This window comes from Mesorhizobium sp. NZP2298 (genome assembly GCF_013170825.1).
Lineage (GTDB): Bacteria > Pseudomonadota > Alphaproteobacteria > Rhizobiales > Rhizobiaceae > Mesorhizobium.
The window spans coordinates 2,185,803-2,204,102 of sequence record NZ_CP033365.1 but is presented as its reverse complement, the minus strand read 5'-3'; the positions used below and the strand labels follow the sequence as shown (position 1 = coordinate 2,204,102).

Here is an 18,300-nt window from a genome sequence, read left to right as displayed (position 1 = left end):
ATGCCGCTCGGCCAGCCATCCATCCGCGCACCCGAAATTCAGCTCCAGCCGGCGCCGGAAGATCGGCTTGCCGCGTTGGAGCGGGTATGGCGGCGCTTCAGCAGCGCCGATGGGCTGGTCAAGCGTGGCGGTCTGGTCACCGAAGTCACGCCCACGCATTACAAGGTGCGCGGCCTTTCCGATTTCGCCAGGCTGGGCGACATCGTCGAGCAGCGCGGCCAGGCCGGCACGCGCCGCGGCGAGATCGTCAAGATCAGCCGCGACGAGGTCGTCATCGCGCCCTTCGAACGCAGCGCCGATGCCGGTATCGGCGATGCAGTGTTCCGCAGGGGGCCGCTCGCTGTGGCGCCGCACGCCTCGTGGCGCGGACGTGCCATCGACGCGCTCACCAGGGCGATCGACGGTGGCCCGCCGCTGATCAGGGGCGACGACATGTCGGGCGGCACCACGCCCGGTGCCATGGCACGGCAACGCGTCGGCACCGCCTTCATGACCGGCGTCAAGGTCATCGACATCTTCACGCCGCTCTGCTTCGGCCAGCGCATGGGTGTCTTCGCGGGCTCGGGCGTCGGCAAGTCGACGCTGCTCGCCATGCTCGCCGGCGCCGATGCGTTCGATACCGTCGTCGTCGCGCTGATCGGCGAACGCGGCCGCGAAGTCCGCGAATTCCTCGAGGACACGATCGGCGACAGCATGGCCAAGACCGTGGCGGTCGTCGCGACCAGTGACGAGAGCGCCATGATGCGCCGGCGCGCGCCCGACACAGCAATGCGGGTCGCCGAGCACTTTCGCGACCAGGGCCAACGTGTGCTCCTGGTGCTGGATTCGATCACCCGCTTCGCCCATGCCTTGCGCGAGGTGGCGACAGGCACCGGCGAGCCGCCGGTCGCGCGCGGCTATCCCGCATCGGTTTTCACCGAACTACCCAAGCTGCTCGAGCGCGCCGGGCCTGGCGCGGAAGGCAAGGGCTCGATCACCGCCATCATTTCCGTGCTGGTCGACGGTGATGACCACAACGATCCGGTCGCCGATTCCGTGCGCGGCATTCTCGACGGCCATGTCGTGCTCGACCGCGCGATCGCCGAACAGGGCCGCTATCCGCCGGTCAATCCGCTGTCGTCCATATCGCGCCTGGCCGGCAAGGCCTGGAGCGTCGAACAGCGCGCCTTGGTGACGCGGCTGAAATCGATGATCGCCCGCTTCGAGGACACGCGCGACATTCGCCTGCTCGGCGCGTATCAGGGCGGCGCCGACGCCGAACTCGACATCGCCGTGCGCCAGGTGCCGCTGATCTACGAGGCGCTGACGCAATCGCCCAGGGACCGCCCTTCGGCCGATCCGTTCTCCGATCTCGCCCGCCATCTCAAGGGAAAGCTGAATGCCGAAGCAGGAGACTGAACGCCAGTATACCGAGCGCATCCTGAGCGAGATGCTTGCCGAGGCGAAAGCCGCCGAGGACGCTCGAGCGGAGGAGACCAGGATCGCCAAGGCAAAGGCCGCCAGCGCCATAGTCGCCAAGACCGCGGCTGTCCTGGCCAGGGCCGCCAAACCCGCTCTGCCCAGAGCCAAGCCGGCTGTACCCAGATCAGAGCCGGCTCTCTCCAGATCCCAGCCTGTTCTTGCTCAGACTGCCGTGGCCCCCATGCATCTGGTTCCCCCTATCGAAGCCGCCGAGACGACGCAGGCAAGCCGCGAATCGTTGATCGACGGTCTGTTTCCCGTCACCGAATGGCCGCAGCCGCCAAAGCCACAATTTCCGAAATTGGCCAGGAAGGCAGACCGGCGGAGCGACTTCGTCATCGCCGCGCTCGGCGTCACGCTCGGCCTGATCTGCGCCCTGTTTCCCTGGTATATCTTCTTCAACCAGGACCAATTCGGCGTCCAGGCGATCAAGTTTGGCGGCACCGGCACCAATTCGGGACGCGAAGGTGGCGGCGTGGTCGCCGAGCGCAGCGCGCCGCTGACAGCCAAGGATGTTCCCAACACCAGCATCGATCTGTTCGCCACCGGAACGGTGCCGGATGACGCCACCCCGGCACAGCCGCCCGGCGACCAGCCCTTCCCCGCCGATGTCGCGAAATTTCGCATGGTTCACGTCGCCAACGGTCGCGCCATGATCGAGGACGATACCGGCCTGTGGATGGTCCAGCGCGGCTCGACACTGCCGGACTCGAGCACGGTATCGTCGATCGAGCAGCGCAACGGCAAATGGGTCATGCTGACCAGCGCCAACCAGGTGATCCCGCTTTCCAGATAAGGCCGTCGCGGTTGTGCCCGGCTCTGGATCAAGGAGAGAGGCATGATGTCGTCCGAAAACCGGTTCGCGCTTTTCGGCGTCACGCACTAGCGGTTGTCCGCAAGGTCCGCGCAAGACTGGCGACCTAGTCTTTGGGCACATGCCCGGAGATTCCCATGGAGCCTGTTTCCCTTTTCGATCTCGCCGCCAAGCAAGCGCAGTGGCTTTCCGTGCGCCAGTCGGCGATCGCCGGCAACATCGCCAACGCCAATACGCCGGGCTACACGGCAAACGATGTCGAACCCTTCGAAAAGGTGCTCGACCGTACCGCGGTGTCGCTGCAGACCACCGAGGCCGGCCATCTCGGCAGCGCGGCGACCAACGCCGGCTTCACCATCAAGCCGCAGGAAGATGACGGCGTGGTCATGCCGTCCAAGAACACCGTCGTGCTTGAAGACCAGCTTCTCAAGGCCGGCGAAGTGCGCCGCTCCTTCGAACTCAACACGGCGATCGTCAAGGCCTTCCACTCGATGATGATGATGGCGGTGAAGAGCTGATCATGGACGCGCTGACCGCAGCCCTGAAAGTCGCAGCATCCGGCCTCGGCGCCCAGTCCGAGCGCCTGCGCGTGGTTTCGGAAAACCTCGCCAATGCCCAGTCGACCGGCACCACGCCCGGCGCCGACCCCTATCGCCGCAAGACCATCAGCTTCGTCTCCGAACTCGACCGGGCGTCCGGCAGCTCGACGGTTGAAGTGAACTCGATCGACCGCGATCCGAGTGATTTTCCCGTTGAATTCCAGCCCGGCAACGAGGCCGCCGACGAGAAGGGCTACGTCAAGATGCCCAATGTCAACGTGCTGATCGAAATGGCCGACATGACCGAGGCCAACCGCTCCTACGAGGCCAACCTGCAAGTCGTGAAGCAGGCGCGCGACCTCATTTCAATGACCATCGACCTGATGAGGAACCAATGATCGTGAATGGCATCGGCGCGCTGAACCTGAAGCCCGGGCTGGGCGATACGGCGACGGACCTGCTTCAGGGCGGTGTCGCGCCGGCCACGGCCGGCAACCTTGGCACCTCCTTCGCGGAAGCGGTTAGCCAGGCGGCGTCCAAGACCGTCAACACGCTGCAGAATGCCGAGCAGGTGTCGCTGCAGGCGCTCAAGGGCGATGCCGATACCCGCCAGGTCGTCGATGCCGTGATGAGCGCTCAGCAGGCGCTTCAGACCGCCGTCGCCATCCGCGACAAGGTCGTTTCGGCCTATCTCGAAGTCAGTCGCATGGGCATCTGAGGAGTAGGTCATGAAAGCACTCGCCATCGCCGCCACCGGCATGAATGCCCAGCAGACGAACCTGGAAGTCATCGCCAACAACATCGCCAACATCAACACCACCGGCTACAAGCGTGCCCGCGCCGAATTCTCCGACCTGCTCTACCAGGTCGACCGCACGCAGGGCGTGCCCAACCGCTCCAACGCCTCGCTGGTGCCGGAGGGCGTCTCGATCGGCCTCGGCGTCAAGACGACGGCCGTGCGCAACGTGCACACCCAGGGCGAACTGACCAGCACCGGCAACAGTTTCGACATGGCGCTGACCGGCAGGGGCTGGTTTCAGATCGAGGGCGCCGATGGCGGCACGCTCTACACCCGCGCCGGGGCCTTCAACACCAACGCCACCGGCCAGCTGGTGACGGTGGATGGCGCCAATGTCATTCCGGCCATCACCGTGCCGGTCGACGCCGTCGAGGTCATCGTCAACAAGACCGGTCAGGTCTTTGCCCGCATCGACGGCCAGACCGACCTGCAGAATCTCGGCCAGCTCCAGATCGTCAACTTCGCCAACGAGGCCGGCCTCGCACCCCTCGGCGACAATCTGTTCCAGGAAACGACGGCCTCCGGCCCGGCCAATGTCGGCGTGCCCGGCGACCCCGGCTTCGCCACCATTCAGCAAGGCTACCTCGAGGCTTCCAACGTCGACCCTGTCAAGGAAATCACCGAACTGATCTCGGCGCAGCGCGCCTATGAGATGAATTCCAAGGTGATCCAGGCCGCCGACGACATGGCCTCGGTCGTCTCCAAGAACATCAGGTAACGGATGATGGTCATGCCGATCTCCTGCTCCGCATTCCGCCGCACCGCGCTGATCCTTGCGCTGGTGGCCGGCGGCATGCCGGCTTTCGCCCAGGAGTCGGCAAATCAGTCGGCAAATCAATCGGCGACGCAGATCGCCAGCAATCAGACTGCCGGCGAGGTCGTGCTGATCCCCAACCGGGTCATCTATCCCGGCGAGACCATCGAGCTTGCAGCCCTGAAGCAGGTGACCCTGATCCCGGGCAAGCACAAGCCCGAAGCGATGGCGACCCGCGCCGAGGAGCTTCAAGGCAAGATCGCCAAGCGTACGCTGCTGCCCGGCCGCTACATTCCGTCAACCGCCATCCGCGAGGCCTGGCTGGTCGAACAGGGTGCCGCGGTGCAGGTCTTCTTTGTCGCTGGCGGACTGACGATCACCGCAACCGCCGTGACGTTGCAGCCAGGTTCGGCCGGCGACCTCATCAAGGTTCGCAACAGCGACAGCGGCAAGATCCTCTCCGGCACGGTGATGGCCGACGGAACCATCCAGGTCAGCGCTTCATGATGCGCCCGCTTGTCCTTCTGCTCGCGACCGCGCTCGGCCTGCAGCCGGCGCTGGCCGACGGCCTGACACCCAAGGCCAAGCGCGATCTCGCCGCCAGGAATGGCGGCGTCTACGACGATCCGGAATATGATCCGGCGACCACCACCCGCATGTTCCGCGTCTCGCCCGGGCCAAGCTCGCTGCCGCCCGGCCAGGTCGCCTCGCGCATCAAGGACATCGCCCAGCTGCAGAGTTCGCGCGACAACCAGCTGGTTGGCTACGGCCTCGTCATCGGGCTCGCCGGGTCCGGCGACAGCCTGCGCAATTCGCCGTTCACCGAGCAGTCTATCCGCGCCATGCTCGAGAATCTCGGCATCGCCACCGAAGGCGGCAGCGCGCGCGCCAAGAACGTCGCCGCCGTCATCGTCACCGCCAACATGCCACCCTATGTGCAGTCGGGTGCCCGCATCGACATCGACGTCTCTTCGATGGGCGACGCCACCTCGCTTGCCGGCGGCACGCTGATCATGACACCGCTGAAGGCGGCGGATGGCGAGATCTACGCGGTCGGCCAGGGCGCCGTGATCGTTTCGGGTTTCACCGCCCAGGGTCAGGCCGAGCAAGTGACGCAAGGCGTGCCGACCGCCGGCCGGGTGCCGAACGGCGCCATCGTCGAGCGGCAGGTGAAAGCCGAATTCGACGACCAGTCGACGTTGACGCTGCAATTGCGCAACCCCGATTTTTCGACCGCCATCCGCATCGCCGACGCGATCAACGACTACACCAGCCAGCGCTTCGGCATGCGCGTGGCGGCCGAGCGCGATTCCCGCACCGTCCAGATCAGACGGCCGAAGAACGTTTCGGCGGCCCGCTTCTATGCCGAGATCGAGAATCTGGTGGTTGAATCCGACACGCCGGCCCGCGTCGTCATCGACGAGCGCACCGGCACCATCGTCATCGGCAACGACGTCAAGATCTCGCGCGTCGCCATCAGCCATGGCACGCTGACCGTGCGCATCACCGAGGCGCCGCGTGTCGTGCAGCCCGAGCCCTTCTCCAAGGGCGAAACCGCCGTCGAGCCGTTCACCGCCATCGATGTCAGTCGGCCCAACGCCCGCGTCGCCGTGCTTGACGGACCCGACCTGCAAACCCTCGTGTCCGGCCTCAACCGTCTCGGCGTCAAGCCGGATGGCATCATTGCCATCCTGCAAGGCATCAAGTCGGCCGGCGCCCTGCAAGCCGATCTGGTTCTCCAATAGGCCATGCCGATGATCTCGTCTCCCTCATCCCATGAAAGGCGCCCTCCCCGCGCGATCCTGTTCGCGGCCGTGGCTCTCGCGGCCATGTCCGTTTCCGGTGGAGCACATGGTGAGGATGCTGTTCGCCAGGTTCTGCCTGGAGCGCAGCCCGCGGTGGCACCGCAGCAATTGGCGCGGGAGAAAGCGCCCGACCAGAGCGAGATCGAGCGCTTCTGTTCCAACATCGCCGACGCCGCGCGCGACCGCCGCTACGCCTTGCAGGCCGAGGAGTTGAAACAGCTCCAGGCCGGCATCGACGAGCGCATGAAAGCACTGGACGCAAAGAAAGCCGAATACGAGACCTGGCTGAAGCGGCGCGAGGTATTCCTCGCCCGGGCCGAGGACGGCGTCGTGAAGATCTATGCCGGCATGAAACCCGATGCGGCGGCCGAACGGCTGGCAATGGTCAACGCCGACCTGGCGGCGGCCATCCTGATGAAGCTCGATTCACGCAAGGCCGGCGTCATTCTCAACGAAATGGACCAGAAGGCGGCGGCGACGCTCACCGGCATCATGGCCAGCGCAGCCCGAAGGGTAGATCCGTCATGATCCGCAGAATGCTCATCCTGTGCGCGGTCGCGGCACTGTCCGGCTGCGGAACCAACCTCAAGGAGGTCGGCAAGGAACCGTCTCTGTCGCCGGTCGGCTCCGGCATCGACGGTGGCAGCACCGGATCCATGTACAAATATCCCGAGACGCCGCGGCAGCCGGTGAAGAAGTTCTCCCTGTGGGACGATCGGCAGAGCCGGCTGTTCACCGATCCCCGGGCGCTGTCCCAAGGCGACATCCTGACCGTCAAGATCAAGATCAACGACCGCGCCAACTTCAAGAACCAGAACGACAGGAGCCGCACCGCCAACCGCAAGCTCGGTTTCGACATCAGCGCGCAATGGGACAAGGTCGGCAGCACCGCCGGCAAGGGCTCTGGAGCGCTCAACTCCCAGACGGACACGACCGCCGATGGCGAGATAAAGCGATCGGAAACACTCGAGCTCAACGTCGCGGCTGTCGTCACGGACGTCCTGCCCAACGGCAATCTGATGATCAGCGGCTCGCAGGAAGTGCGCGTCAACTATGAACTCAGGGTGCTGACCATCGCCGGCATCGTGCGGCCGGCCGATATCGGCGCCGAGAACACGATCCCCTATGAGCGTATCGCCGAGGCGCGCATCTCCTACGGCGGACGCGGCCGCATAAGCGAGGTTCAGCAGCCGGCCTACGGCCAGCAGGTTCTCGACCAGGTTCTTCCGTTCTAGGAATTGGAGAACAAAACGCCATGGCCAGTATCGAACAGGTTCAGTCTCGCAAGGGCCCTTCCCTTGTGGTCCAGGGCGCCATGCTGCTGGTGGTGACGGCCGCCGCCATCGGCATGGGCTGGATGTCCGGCGGCTATCTCAAGGGCGTCGGCGCACCGTCATCGGTGCCGGTTGCGCCCGAGAATGAAGGCAAGGTCGCTGAGCCCGCCGCCGCGCACGAAGCCGGCACGGGACCGACGCTGGTCGCGCTGGCGCCGATCACCACCAACATCGCCTCGCCCACCGACACCTGGATCAGGATGGAAGTATCCGTGGTCTACGATGCACCGCAGCCGCCAACGATGGCGGAGGATATCCATCAGGACCTTCTGGCTTTCGTGCGTACGCTGAAGATGCATCAGATCGAGGGCGCCAGCGGCTACCAGCACCTGAAGGCGGATCTCGAGGAACGAGCCTCGATCCGCAGCCAGGGGCATGCCAAGCAAATTCTCATCAGGACATTGCTGCTCGAATGAGAAAATTCCTTCTCGCTATCGCATTGATCGGTGCCGCCACCTCCGTCGCGGCGGCGCAGCAGCTGGACCTTGGCGGCATCGGCAAGGCCGACGGCACCACCGTCGGCTACATCATCCAGATGTTCGGCCTGCTGACCGTGCTGTCGGTGGCGCCGGGGCTGCTGATCATGGTGACGAGCTTCACCCGTTTCGTCATCGCCTTCTCGATCCTGCGCGCCGGCATCGGCCTGCAGTCGACGCCGGCGAACCTCATCCTGATTTCGCTGTCGCTCTTCATGACCTTCTATGTCATGGCGCCGACCTTCGATCAGGCCTGGAACACCGGCGTCAAGCCGCTGATGGACAACCAGATCAGCCAGACCGAGGCCTTCGAGAAGATCTCGGATCCGTTCCGCACCTTCATGCTGCACAATGTGCGCGACAAGGATTTCGACCTCTTCGCCGATCTCGCTCGCGAGCGCGGCCAGGTCGTTGCCAAGGAGACGGTCGACCTGCGCATCCTGGTGCCCGCCTTCATGATCTCCGAGATCCGCCGCGGCTTCGAGATCGGCTTCCTGATCGTGCTGCCATTCCTGGTCATCGACCTGATCGTCGCCACCATCACCATGGCGATGGGCATGATGATGCTGCCGCCCACCGTGGTGTCGCTGCCTTTCAAGATCCTGTTCTTCGTCCTGATCGACGGCTGGAACCTGCTCGTCGGCAGCCTGGTGCGCTCCTTCAACTGAGCTTGCCGCCTCGGCCAAAGCCTCGCCTGCCCGGAACAACCGGGCAGCGTGTCCGATGTCGTCGATTTTTCCGCGAATTATTTTCGATTAACCGTCCGATTTAGTCCTTTGGTAGGGACTTGCCGCCATAGTCGCTCGCAGATGGCGGGTGACCCAAACGCAACGGTCATTGGCATGATGCCGCTCCGTCATACCGGACAAACCGGTATGTCAAAAAAACCTGTAAAATTAGGGTACGAGTAGCCATGGCCAGTATCATGACCAATGCCTCGGCGCTGACCGCGCTGCAGAGCTTGAACGCCACCCAGAAGAACCTCGACACCACCCAGGCCCGCATCTCGACGGGTTATCGCGTCTCCCAGGCTTCGGACAACGCCGCTTACTGGTCGATCGCCACCACGATGCGCTCCGACAACCAGGCCATGTCCACCGTTTCGGACGCGCTCGGCCTCGGCGCTTCCAAGGTCGACACCGCCTACACCGGCATGGACAGCGCAATCACCACCATCAACCAGATCCAGCAGAAGCTGACCGCATCTTACGGCCAGACGGATGCTTCCAAGGAAAAGACCCAGGTCGAAATCGCCGCTCTTCAGAAGCAGTTGAAGGCCTACGCCGATGGCGCCACCTTCTCCGGCACCAACATGCTGTCGGTAAACAGCGGCGCGACGGCCACCAGCGCTGCGGACGTCAAGATCGTTTCGGCCTTCAACCGCACCTCCACCGGTTCGGTTTCGATCTCGACGATCGATGTCAACGTGGAAAGCATCAAGCTGTATGAAGCCGGCACCGCCGCGACCTTGTCGAAGGGTATCCTCGACTCCAATCGCCTGGGCACCACCGGCGCCGCCGTCGCCACGGCCTCGGCTCCGACCCTGGGTGCCGCCGCCGCGGCTACCGACACCTATACGGTCGCCAGCCTGGCCATCTTCTCGGGCACCACTGCTGCCAGCGACACCCAGATCCAGCAGATGATGACCGTCGTCGATGCCGCGCTCAAGGACATGACGAACGCCGCCACCAAGCTCGGCTCCGCCAAGAGCTCCATCGACCTGCAGAAGACCTTCACCTCGAGCCTGATGGACTCCATCGATCGCGGCGTCGGCCAGCTCGTCGATGCCGACATGAACAAGGAATCGACCCGCCTCCAGGCTCTGCAGGTTCAGCAGCAGCTGGGCGTCCAGGCGCTGTCGATCGCCAACGGTTCGTCGCAGTCGATCCTGTCGCTCTTCCGCGGCTGATCGCTCTCAAACGGCTACATCGTCAAACGGGCCGCGCCAAAAGCGCGGCCCGTTTTGCATTTGCTCCAGCCCCGCGCAACCCTCGTTTCTTAACCCTCGAAAGCACGCCTTTAACAGGGCGTTAACCATAACGCGCTAGTCATGGTTAACCATAGCTTACAACGGATTGGCGAATCGGTCCGGTCGGGTCGACGGCAATCGATGGGGCGGGCCAGCGGCTCGCGAGGGCAACGCCGGTTTTGAGAAAGCCGGCCTGGGAAAAGGAGCGAGTTCTTGGCGAGCATCATGACAAACGCTGCGGCGTTGACTGCACTTCAAAGCCTCAACGCCACCAACAAATCGCTTGAGCAGACACAGTCCCGAATCTCGACGGGCTACAGGGTCTCGGAGGCCGCCGACAACGCCGCCTACTGGTCGATCGCGACGACGATGCGCTCCGACAACCAGGCGCTGTCGACGGTCCAGGATGCGCTCGGCCTCGGCGCCTCGAAGGTTGACACCGCCTATACCGGCATGAACAACGTCCTGACGACGATCGGCCAGATCAAGACCAAGCTGCTTTCCACCGTCGGCCAGACGGACGCCGCCAAGGCAAAGACGCAGACGGAAATCACCGCGCTCCAGGCGCAGATGAAGTCCTTTGCCGATGCCGCCACTTTTTCGGGTTCCAATTTCCTGTCGGTGACGTCGACGCAGGTCGCCACCAACAATGACGGCGTCCAGCCCGACGCCAAGATCGTCTCGTCCTTCAATCGCTCCTCGTCAGGCGCCATTTCGCTCGGAACGATCGACATCGATGTCGAGAGCACGAAACTGTTCGATTCCGGTCTCTCCACCGCCGTCAAGAACCAGGGCACGCTCGACCGCAAGACTTCCGTATACGCGACAGCGGCCGCCCAGACCCTTTACGACAATGCCTATGCGACCGCGATTGCCGGCGGCGCCACCGACATCGCCGCCAACACCGCTGGCCAGACGGCGGCGGGAGCGACGGTTGCCAAGATCGACAACGTTTCCGCCTTCAATCTCGACATCACGGCAGCAGGCGTAACCGACGACATCATCACCCAGATGATCGGCAAGATCGACAATGTCATGAGCCAGCTGACCGACCAGGCCACCATCCTCGGCTCGGCCAAGAGCAGCATCGACCTGCAGAAGACCTTCACGCAGAGCCTGATGGACTCCATCGACCGCGGCGTCGGCCAGCTCGTCGATGCCGACATGAACAAGGAATCGACCCGGCTGCAGGCGCTGCAGGTCCAGCAGCAACTCGGCATCCAGTCCCTGTCGATCGCCAACAGCTCCTCGCAGTCGATCCTGTCGCTGTTCAAGAACGGCTAATTCAGCCGTAACCGACGGATACCCCCACTTCCAATTCACGGGCCGCGCCGCAAGCGCGGCCCGATTTCATTTTCGCACAAGCTTCGAGGGCTAGTGTTCCGGCGGACAATCATGCTGGGAGTCGCTCTATCGTGCCGGAACAGATCCAGAGCATCATCTCGAATCTCCGCGATTTTGGTGTGAAGCGCCTCGCCATGCTCGCGGGCATCGCCGTTCTGGTGATGGGTGTCATCGGCATCGCCTCGGTCTACCTCAACCGTCCCGCCTACGACACGCTCTATGTCGGGCTCGATCGTTCCGACGTGAACCAGATCGGCCTGGTGCTGGGCGAGGCCGGCATCGGCTTCGACGTCGGTTCGGACGGAACCTCCGTTCTGGTGCCTGCCGGCACCACGGCGCAGGCACGCATGCTGCTTGCCGAAAAGGGCCTGCCCACCAGTTCCAATGCCGGCTACGAGCTGTTCGACAATGTCGGCTCGCTCGGCCTCACCTCGTTCATGCAGCAGATCACCCGTGTGCGCGCGCTCGAAGGCGAGATCGCCCGCACCATTCAGTCCATATCGGGCATCAAGGCGGCACGCGTCCACATCGTCATGTCCGAGCGCGCCAATTTCCGCCGCGACGAACAGCAGCCCTCGGCATCGGTCGTCATCCGCTACGCCGGCATCGACGCCGAGAAAAGCGCCCAGTCGATACGCCATCTCGTTGCCGCCGCCGTCCCCGGCCTCTCGGCCGACAAGGTGACGGTGCTCGATTCCAACGGCAACCTGCTGGCCGCCGGCGATGATCCCTCCAACACCAGCGCGGCCCGCACGCTCGGCGTCGAGCAGACCGTGGAGGCGCAGATCGGCGACAACATCCGTCGCGCGCTCACCCCCTATCTCGGGCCCGATAATTTCCGCGCCAGCGTCAAGGCCGATGTCAACACCGACACCCGCCAGACCGAAGAGACGATCTTTGATCCGGAGTCGCGCGTCGAGCGCTCGGTGCAGTCGGTGCGTGCCAATGAGAACAGCAACCAGAAGCAGGCCTCCACCCCGGCCAGCGTCGAACAGAACCTGCCGGAGACCCAGGCGACCAGCACCGAGGGCCCGCAGACCTCCTCGGCCAACGACCGCAAGGAAGAGATCACCAACTACGAGATCAACTCCAAGAAGATCGCCACCGTCTCCAACGGCTACACTGTCACCAAGATGTCGATCGCCGTGGTCGTCAACCAGGACCGGCTGAAGACGATCCTGGGCAAGGACGCGACCCCGGAGCAGATCGCCAAGCGCGTCGCCGAGATTCAGAAGATGGTAAGTTCCGCCACCGGCTTCGATGACAAGCGCGGCGACGTGATCGACGTCTCCGCGGTCGAGTTCATCGACGGACTGGATGGCGAGGCGATCCCGCAGGCTGGAATGCTGGATTCCATCGGCCAGCATGCCGGCACGCTGATCAACGCCGGCGCTTTCATCGTAGTGGTGTTCCTTGTGGCCTTCTTCGGCCTGCGGCCGATGGCGGCGGCGCTGACGGCAAAGGCGACGCCCGCTTTGTCGGGTCCCAATTTCGATGAAGTCCAGCGTTCGCTGCCGACACCGGAGGCAGCCGCTTCCGCCGATGCGGGTGCCGCTATCGGCGCCTTGCCCGGCGCGCGGGCCGGCGCCACCCCGCTCGATGATCTTCGCCAGAAGATCAGGCCAGCGCCGCAGGAGCGGCTTGCCCGCATGGTCGACCTCAATGAGGAGCGCACCGCGCAGATCTTGCGCAAATGGGCGGCCCAGGAAGTCGCGGCGTAACCCATGGCCTCCGCAGCCCTTTTCGATCTTCTCCCTGATTTCGGCACGCGCGCGCCGCGTGTCAGCCAGCCCCAGGCCACGTCCGAGCACAAGCCGGAAGCATCCGCACCGCTGGCCGATATCGGCACGCTGATCGCCGAGGCGGTCGCCCAGGCGGAGGCGGCGCTGGCGGAACGGCTTGTCGCTGCCCATGACGCGGCACTGGAAGCGGAGCGCCAGGCCAATGCCGAGGAAGCACGGATCTTTCTCGAGAGCTTGGGCGGTGACGTCGGCAACGCCGTTTCGACACGCATCGACGCCATGGAGGCACGCGTGACGGATCTTGTCGCCGCCACGGTCGCCCGCATCATCGGCGGTGTCGTCAGCGACGACCTGCAGAAGCGCTCGCTTGAAGCGCTTGCCGGCACGGTTCGTGAAGCGGTCGGCGATGGCGAAGCGGTGCGCATCGCGGTGCGCGGGCCGCTGTCGCTGTTTGAGACGCTGAAAGCCTCGCTTGGACCCCGCGCCGCGAATCTCGACTTCATCGAGGCGCCCGGCTTCGACCTGACCGTGACCATTGACGAGGCCGTGTTCGAGACACGTATGGCCGAATGGTCGGCAACCCTTTCCGAGGTCTTGTCATGAGCGTCGCCGAGGCCGATCACGGCAGGCACGAGATCATCATCGTGCGGCGGGCTCATGGTGATCACGACGAAGGCCACCATGGTGGCGTCTGGAAGATCGCCTTCGCCGACTTCATGACCGCCATGATGTGCTTCTTCCTGGTCATGTGGCTGATCAACGCCGCCAACGAACAGACCAAGGCGGCCGTCGCCAGCTACTTCAACCCGGTAAAGCTGGTCGACCGCAATTCAAGCCGCAAGGGCCTGGAAGACCTCGGCGACGGGCCGAGCGCGATCGGCGCGACGACCCAAAACCCGCAACCGGCGACTGCCAAGGCAGGTCAGGGCGGCAATGGTGATGCGGGCTCATCCGACCGCAAGCAGGACAAGCAGGAGCCACAGCAGCCGCAGCAATCCGACGATCATCTCTTCGCCGACCCTTACGCGGTGCTCTCGGAAATCGCCACCGACACCGGCGTCATGCAGAATGTCAGCCAGAAGGGTGATGGCGGTGCACAGAGCGCCGGTCCCGCGACAGGCGCCTCGGGCGGCGCATCCTACCGCGATCCCTTCGAACCCGATTTCTGGTCGCAGCAGGTGGCCACGCCCGCCGCCGAGGCGAGTGCCCAGCGCGCCAAGATCGAGGGCGATCCTCTCAAGCCGGGAGACAAGGCTGCCGAGACGCAGGTTGCCAAGGTCAGGGCCGTGCCGCCCGCACCGCCGGTCGAGGACGCTCCGCTCGAGCCCCTGGCGAAGGATGGCAAGGAGGTTGCCGCGGCTATGGCCAAGGCCGGCGAAACCAGAGCCAGCGATGCCAAGGCAGCGAATGGCAAGGTCACGGATACCAAGGCGGCGAATGCGCCCCAGCCGGATGCAACCGTCGAGAAGCAAGAGGCTGCAAAACCCGAGACTGCGGAAAAGGCGCCCACCGCCGCCGCGCTGAAGGCGGTCGCCGACGTCAAGCAGCAGCTGGCTGATGCTTTCAAGCCCGGCGACAAGCTTCATGATGGCGTCTCGGTCGAGGCCACCGACAAGGGCGTCGTCATCTCGATCACCGATCAGCTCGACTTCGGCATGTTCGAAGTCGGATCGGCTGTACCGAGCCGCGAACTGGTGCTGGCGATGGAAAAGATCGGTCGCATCGTCAACGGCCAGAAGGGCACCATCAGCATCAACGGCCACACCGATGCGCGCCCCTTCCGCAGCGCCAGCTATGACAATTGGCGGCTATCGACGGCGCGCGCGCATTCGGCCTACTACATGCTCGTGCGCGGCGGCGTGGACGAACGCCGGATCACCGAGGTTGCGGGCTTCGCCGACCGCCAGCCGAAGGATCCCGCCGACCCCATGTCGGCGGTCAACCGCCGCATCGAGATCCTGATGGCGACCGGCGGATGAAGCGCGCGGCCGTCACCAGCCGGCTGATGGGCCTGTTGCTGCTGGCCGCCGGGTATCCGTCGGCCGGCCTTGCCCAGGACACGCTGCAGCCTTACCAACTGGTGCGCTCGCTGCAGCTTATCCAGGATCGCATCGCCGCCGGCGATCACGCCGCGATGCCGATGCAGGCCAAGCTGCTCGAGATGACCGACGCGCGCCTGCGCCAAGCGGACGCCGAAGACTTCAAGGATCCCAGGAATTTTCGCGCGCTGCTGGTCTACGGCATGAGCGGCGGCAATCCATCTACCGTCGAGGCGGCGGTCTCCCGCGCCACCCCGGTGAATGCCCAGTATCTTTCGATTGCCAAGGGCGTCATCAACTATCTGGTTGGCCGGCCCGCCGGCGCTATTGACGTCCTGAAGCCAATCGATCCCATGACATTGCCAAGCGACCTCGGGGCCTTTCTTGCGCTGGTCAAGGGATCGCTGATGGCGACGGACGACCCGGCGGCGGCACTCACGCTGCTCGATGAGGCCAAGCTGCTCAGCCCCGGCACCCTTGTCGAGGAAGCCGCCTTGCGGCGCTCGATCGGCATCGCCGTGGTGCAACGCGATGCCGCGCGGTTCGCGCTTGCCTCCACGCAGTATGTCGAGCGCTATCTCCATTCGCCCTATGCCAGCCAGTTCGCCGATTCCTTCGTTTCCGGCGTCATCGCGCTGCACATGTCGATCAGCCAGGACAAATTGGCCGATATCACCTCGATGATGGATGCCGAGCGCGAGAAGGTGATTTATCTGCGCATTGCCCGCCGTGCTGCGATCGATGGCCTCAGTGAATTGTCGGCCTTCGCCTCGGCGAGGGCCGAACAGGGCCGCGACGGCAACACCAATCAGGGCGATCCGCGCGCCCTGCTCTATTCCAGCCTGTCGACTGTGACTTCGGATACGACCGAGGATGTACGCGCCAAGCTCGGCAAGATCGACCGCAGCAGGCTGTCGGACGGCGACCGCGCCCTGCTCGACGCTGCGCAGGCGATCGCCGGTGAAATGGTGGCGCCGCCTGCTTCCCTTCCAGCTGCAAGCCCGACGCCTGCATCCGCTGCACCGCAGCCCAGACCTGAAGTCGCCGCTGTACAGGCCGCCGACGAGGCCGGATTGCCACCTGTCGAGGGTGCCGTCTCCGAACAGCCCGCCGCCCTGCCGTCCGGCGTGGTCGCTGCGCCGAACGCGCCGGCGCCTTCAGCCGACTCGGCGACGGTCCTGCCGGCATCGGCGCCGGCAAATACTGCCGGTCCCGACACGACCGACCCGACCGACGCCGCCATGATGAAAACCCGTCGACAGCTCGACCTTATCGACCAGATGCTTGGAGCCGCCCCGAAATGACCCCCAGCCTCGGCCCGGCCCTGCCAGGATTTACCGCGACGCGCCCGGCGGAGCAGCCGGCCGTGTCCGGAAAGAAGGATGATGCCGGTTTCGGCAGGATGGTGCATCGCGGCGCAAGCCAGGCGGAAAAGCAGCCGACGACCGAGTCCGGGCGCGATCCACGCTGGAGCAAGCTTGCCGCCGGCCTTGCGGCGCAAACCGGCGAGGACGAACCGATGCCGGCTGGCAAGGCGAGGACCGCAGCGACCGGATTGACGGCTGCGAAATCCATGAAGGACGGCAAGGAAGTCGAGGCGGACAAGGACGCCGACACCGAAACACAGACGACCGAGGCCAGTGCAACACCGCTCGACGACCATCTGCCTTTGCTGATGGCGTTTCATGACCTGCGCCATTTCTCGACATCGGCCAAGTCGGCCGACGCGGGCCAAGCCGGACAGGAAGCGGCACTCGAAGGACAGATTCTGCCCAAAGCCTATCGGGCAACGTCCGCCGGGCATGACGACCCCGAACCGATGTCGAAGCCAGAGCGGGCGTCGCTCGTCGACGGGCCGCTGACAAAGCTCGACGGCCAGTCCGTCCGCGACGCCGGAGCTGGCGTATCGCGGCACGACAATGCAATCGCCGCTGGCCCGCTACCCGAGACGACGGTCGCCGAGGTGCCTGGCGCCGGGTCGAAGCCGCCGGCACCGCAGATGAAATCCATCGCCGACGTCCAGTCCTCGTTGCGGCTGGAGTCAGGAAAACAGCTCCCGGCGTCGGCGCGCATCGACGTGGTCTCCGAGCGCAGCTTCCCTGCCCCGCCTCAGGCTTCCATGAGCCAGGCAGCGCTCAGCATAATCAACGCCGTAGCGGCCGATGGTGGCCCGCGGCAGGCGTTTTCGACGACCTCCGCGGCCACCCAGGTGGCCGGCTCTGTTGCCGTTCCGACACATGTGTTGAAGATCGAACTTCACCCGGCCGAACTGGGCATGGTCACCGCCCATCTTCGCCTCTCCGGAGAACAACTCTCGATTGAACTGAAGCCCGAAACGCACGATGCCTACCGCCGGCTTTCCAGCGACAGCGAGGCGATCGTCAAGTCGCTGCGCGGGCTGGGCTTCGAGGTTGACAAGGTTACCATCATGCAACCGTCAGTGGCCGTTCCGGCTACAACCCGGGCGGATGCAACCGCCTCGCCTGCCGCCGCGCCTGGCCGCGACCAGTCCTCCTTCCAGCCCGGAAACTCTGGCGGTGGCAACAATGGAGCCGGCGGCCAGCAACCGGGCCAGCAGTCCGCAAGGGGTAACCATGATGACGCGCAGGATTACGGCCGCGCCGCTTCGCTATCTCGCGAGCGCGCTGGCGGCGATATATTTATCTAGCCTCGCGAACGCCGCCCTCGCCGCCACCAATCCCTGCGAGCCCGAGATTCTGCGCGCCGCCGACCGCTACGGCGTGCCCGCCGGCATCCTTTATGCCGTCGGCCTGACCGAGACGGGCAAGAAAGGCAGCCTTCAGCCTAACGCATTGAATATAGAAGGAAAAGCGGTCTTCCCAAAGAGCCGGACCGAAGCGCTTGCCACCTTCGTCAACGCGCGGCGCGAGGGCAAGACGCTGATCGATCTCGGCTGCATGCAGATCAACCACCACTACCACGCCTCGCATTTCCGCAGCGTCGAGGACATGCTGGACCCGCGCCAGAACGTCGATTACGCGGCGCGTTTCCTGGCCAGTCTCCATGCCCGCCATGAAACCTGGTCGATGGCCGTCGCCCGTTATCATGCCGGCCCGGACAACGACCCGGCGCAGAAGGTCTATGTCTGCCGAGTGATCGCCAACATGGTTGCCACCGGCTTTGGCAGATGGACAACCAACGCCCGCGCCTTCTGCAACCAGTGAGCGTATTTTCTGCTTCTAATGTACCGATTCCGCTGCTTT

Annotated in this window: 20 protein-coding genes; all 20 read left to right on the top strand. The window is 64.7% G+C overall.

The window, feature by feature from the left end; translation table 11 throughout:
- The gene (fliI, locus tag EB231_RS10675; RefSeq protein WP_172348770.1) at positions 1-1,398 is read left to right on the top strand and encodes a flagellar protein export ATPase FliI; all 1,398 of its coding nucleotides are present in this window, start codon (positions 1-3) and stop codon (positions 1,396-1,398) included.
- A complete protein-coding gene (locus EB231_RS10670; protein WP_172348769.1) occupies positions 1,379-2,257 on the top strand; it encodes a hypothetical protein in 879 nt (292 codons plus the stop codon). The genes fliI and EB231_RS10670 overlap by 20 nt, the downstream gene beginning before the upstream one ends.
- A gap of 155 nt (positions 2,258-2,412) precedes the next feature.
- Positions 2,413-2,793 carry a flagellar basal body rod protein FlgB gene (flgB, locus tag EB231_RS10665; protein WP_019860948.1) on the top strand — a complete coding sequence of 127 codons (381 nt, stop codon included), beginning with the start codon at positions 2,413-2,415 and terminating at the stop codon, positions 2,791-2,793.
- A gap of 2 nt (positions 2,794-2,795) precedes the next feature.
- A complete protein-coding gene (flgC, locus tag EB231_RS10660) occupies positions 2,796-3,212 on the top strand; it encodes a flagellar basal body rod protein FlgC (RefSeq protein WP_027060084.1) in 417 nt (138 codons plus the stop codon).
- Positions 3,209-3,532 (top strand): flagellar hook-basal body complex protein FliE, encoded by a 324-nt coding sequence (locus tag EB231_RS10655; protein WP_172224748.1) that lies wholly within the window; start codon positions 3,209-3,211, stop codon positions 3,530-3,532. Before flgC ends, EB231_RS10655 begins: the two co-directional genes overlap by 4 nt.
- Positions 3,533-3,542: 10 nt before the next feature.
- Complete coding sequence (gene flgG, locus EB231_RS10650) at positions 3,543-4,331, top strand: flagellar basal-body rod protein FlgG (protein WP_127275716.1); 789 nt, start codon at positions 3,543-3,545, stop codon at positions 4,329-4,331.
- A 6-nt stretch (positions 4,332-4,337) separates the two neighbouring features.
- A complete protein-coding gene (gene flgA / locus EB231_RS10645; protein WP_172348768.1) occupies positions 4,338-4,874 on the top strand; it encodes a flagellar basal body P-ring formation chaperone FlgA in 537 nt (178 codons plus the stop codon).
- Positions 4,871-6,112: a flagellar basal body P-ring protein FlgI gene (locus tag EB231_RS10640; RefSeq protein ID WP_172348767.1), complete on the top strand. Its 1,242-nt coding sequence runs from the start codon at positions 4,871-4,873 to the stop codon at positions 6,110-6,112. Before flgA ends, EB231_RS10640 begins: the two co-directional genes overlap by 4 nt.
- Before the next feature lie 3 nt (positions 6,113-6,115).
- Positions 6,116-6,700: a MotE family protein gene (locus tag EB231_RS10635; protein WP_172348766.1), complete on the top strand. Its 585-nt coding sequence runs from the start codon at positions 6,116-6,118 to the stop codon at positions 6,698-6,700.
- Positions 6,697-7,407, top strand: coding sequence for a flagellar basal body L-ring protein FlgH (flgH, locus tag EB231_RS10630; RefSeq protein WP_172348765.1), 711 nt, complete (start codon positions 6,697-6,699; stop codon positions 7,405-7,407). Before EB231_RS10635 ends, flgH begins: the two co-directional genes overlap by 4 nt.
- 20 nt (positions 7,408-7,427) lie before the next feature.
- Complete coding sequence (locus EB231_RS10625) at positions 7,428-7,922, top strand: flagellar basal body-associated FliL family protein (protein WP_172348764.1); 495 nt, start codon at positions 7,428-7,430, stop codon at positions 7,920-7,922.
- Positions 7,919-8,650 (top strand): flagellar type III secretion system pore protein FliP, encoded by a 732-nt coding sequence (fliP, locus tag EB231_RS10620; RefSeq protein WP_027030822.1) that lies wholly within the window; start codon positions 7,919-7,921, stop codon positions 8,648-8,650. The genes EB231_RS10625 and fliP overlap by 4 nt, the downstream gene beginning before the upstream one ends.
- A 245-nt stretch (positions 8,651-8,895) precedes the next feature.
- Positions 8,896-9,891, top strand: a complete 996-nt coding sequence (locus EB231_RS10615; protein WP_172348763.1) for a flagellin N-terminal helical domain-containing protein — start codon at positions 8,896-8,898, stop codon at positions 9,889-9,891.
- 273 nt (positions 9,892-10,164) lie between these two features.
- A complete protein-coding gene (locus EB231_RS10610) occupies positions 10,165-11,235 on the top strand; it encodes a flagellin N-terminal helical domain-containing protein (RefSeq protein ID WP_172348762.1) in 1,071 nt (356 codons plus the stop codon).
- Between the two features lie 131 nt (positions 11,236-11,366).
- Positions 11,367-13,016 (top strand): flagellar basal-body MS-ring/collar protein FliF, encoded by a 1,650-nt coding sequence (fliF, locus tag EB231_RS10605; protein ID WP_172348761.1) that lies wholly within the window; start codon positions 11,367-11,369, stop codon positions 13,014-13,016.
- Between the two features lie 3 nt (positions 13,017-13,019).
- On the top strand, positions 13,020-13,640 hold the full coding sequence (locus EB231_RS10600; RefSeq protein WP_172348760.1) for a hypothetical protein: 621 nt from the start codon (positions 13,020-13,022) through the stop codon (positions 13,638-13,640).
- Entirely contained in the window at positions 13,637-15,016 is a 1,380-nt protein-coding gene (locus EB231_RS10595; RefSeq protein ID WP_172348759.1) for a MotB family protein, read from the top strand. The genes EB231_RS10600 and EB231_RS10595 overlap by 4 nt, the downstream gene beginning before the upstream one ends.
- Positions 15,013-16,380 (top strand): chemotaxis protein MotC, encoded by a 1,368-nt coding sequence (locus EB231_RS10590; RefSeq protein ID WP_172348758.1) that lies wholly within the window; start codon positions 15,013-15,015, stop codon positions 16,378-16,380. Before EB231_RS10595 ends, EB231_RS10590 begins: the two co-directional genes overlap by 4 nt.
- Complete coding sequence (gene fliK / locus EB231_RS10585; RefSeq protein WP_172348757.1) at positions 16,377-17,744, top strand: flagellar hook-length control protein FliK; 1,368 nt, start codon at positions 16,377-16,379, stop codon at positions 17,742-17,744. The genes EB231_RS10590 and fliK overlap by 4 nt, the downstream gene beginning before the upstream one ends.
- Positions 17,674-18,261 (top strand): transglycosylase SLT domain-containing protein, encoded by a 588-nt coding sequence (locus EB231_RS10580; RefSeq protein WP_172352861.1) that lies wholly within the window; start codon positions 17,674-17,676, stop codon positions 18,259-18,261. Before fliK ends, EB231_RS10580 begins: the two co-directional genes overlap by 71 nt.
- Positions 18,262-18,300 lie beyond the last annotated feature (39 nt).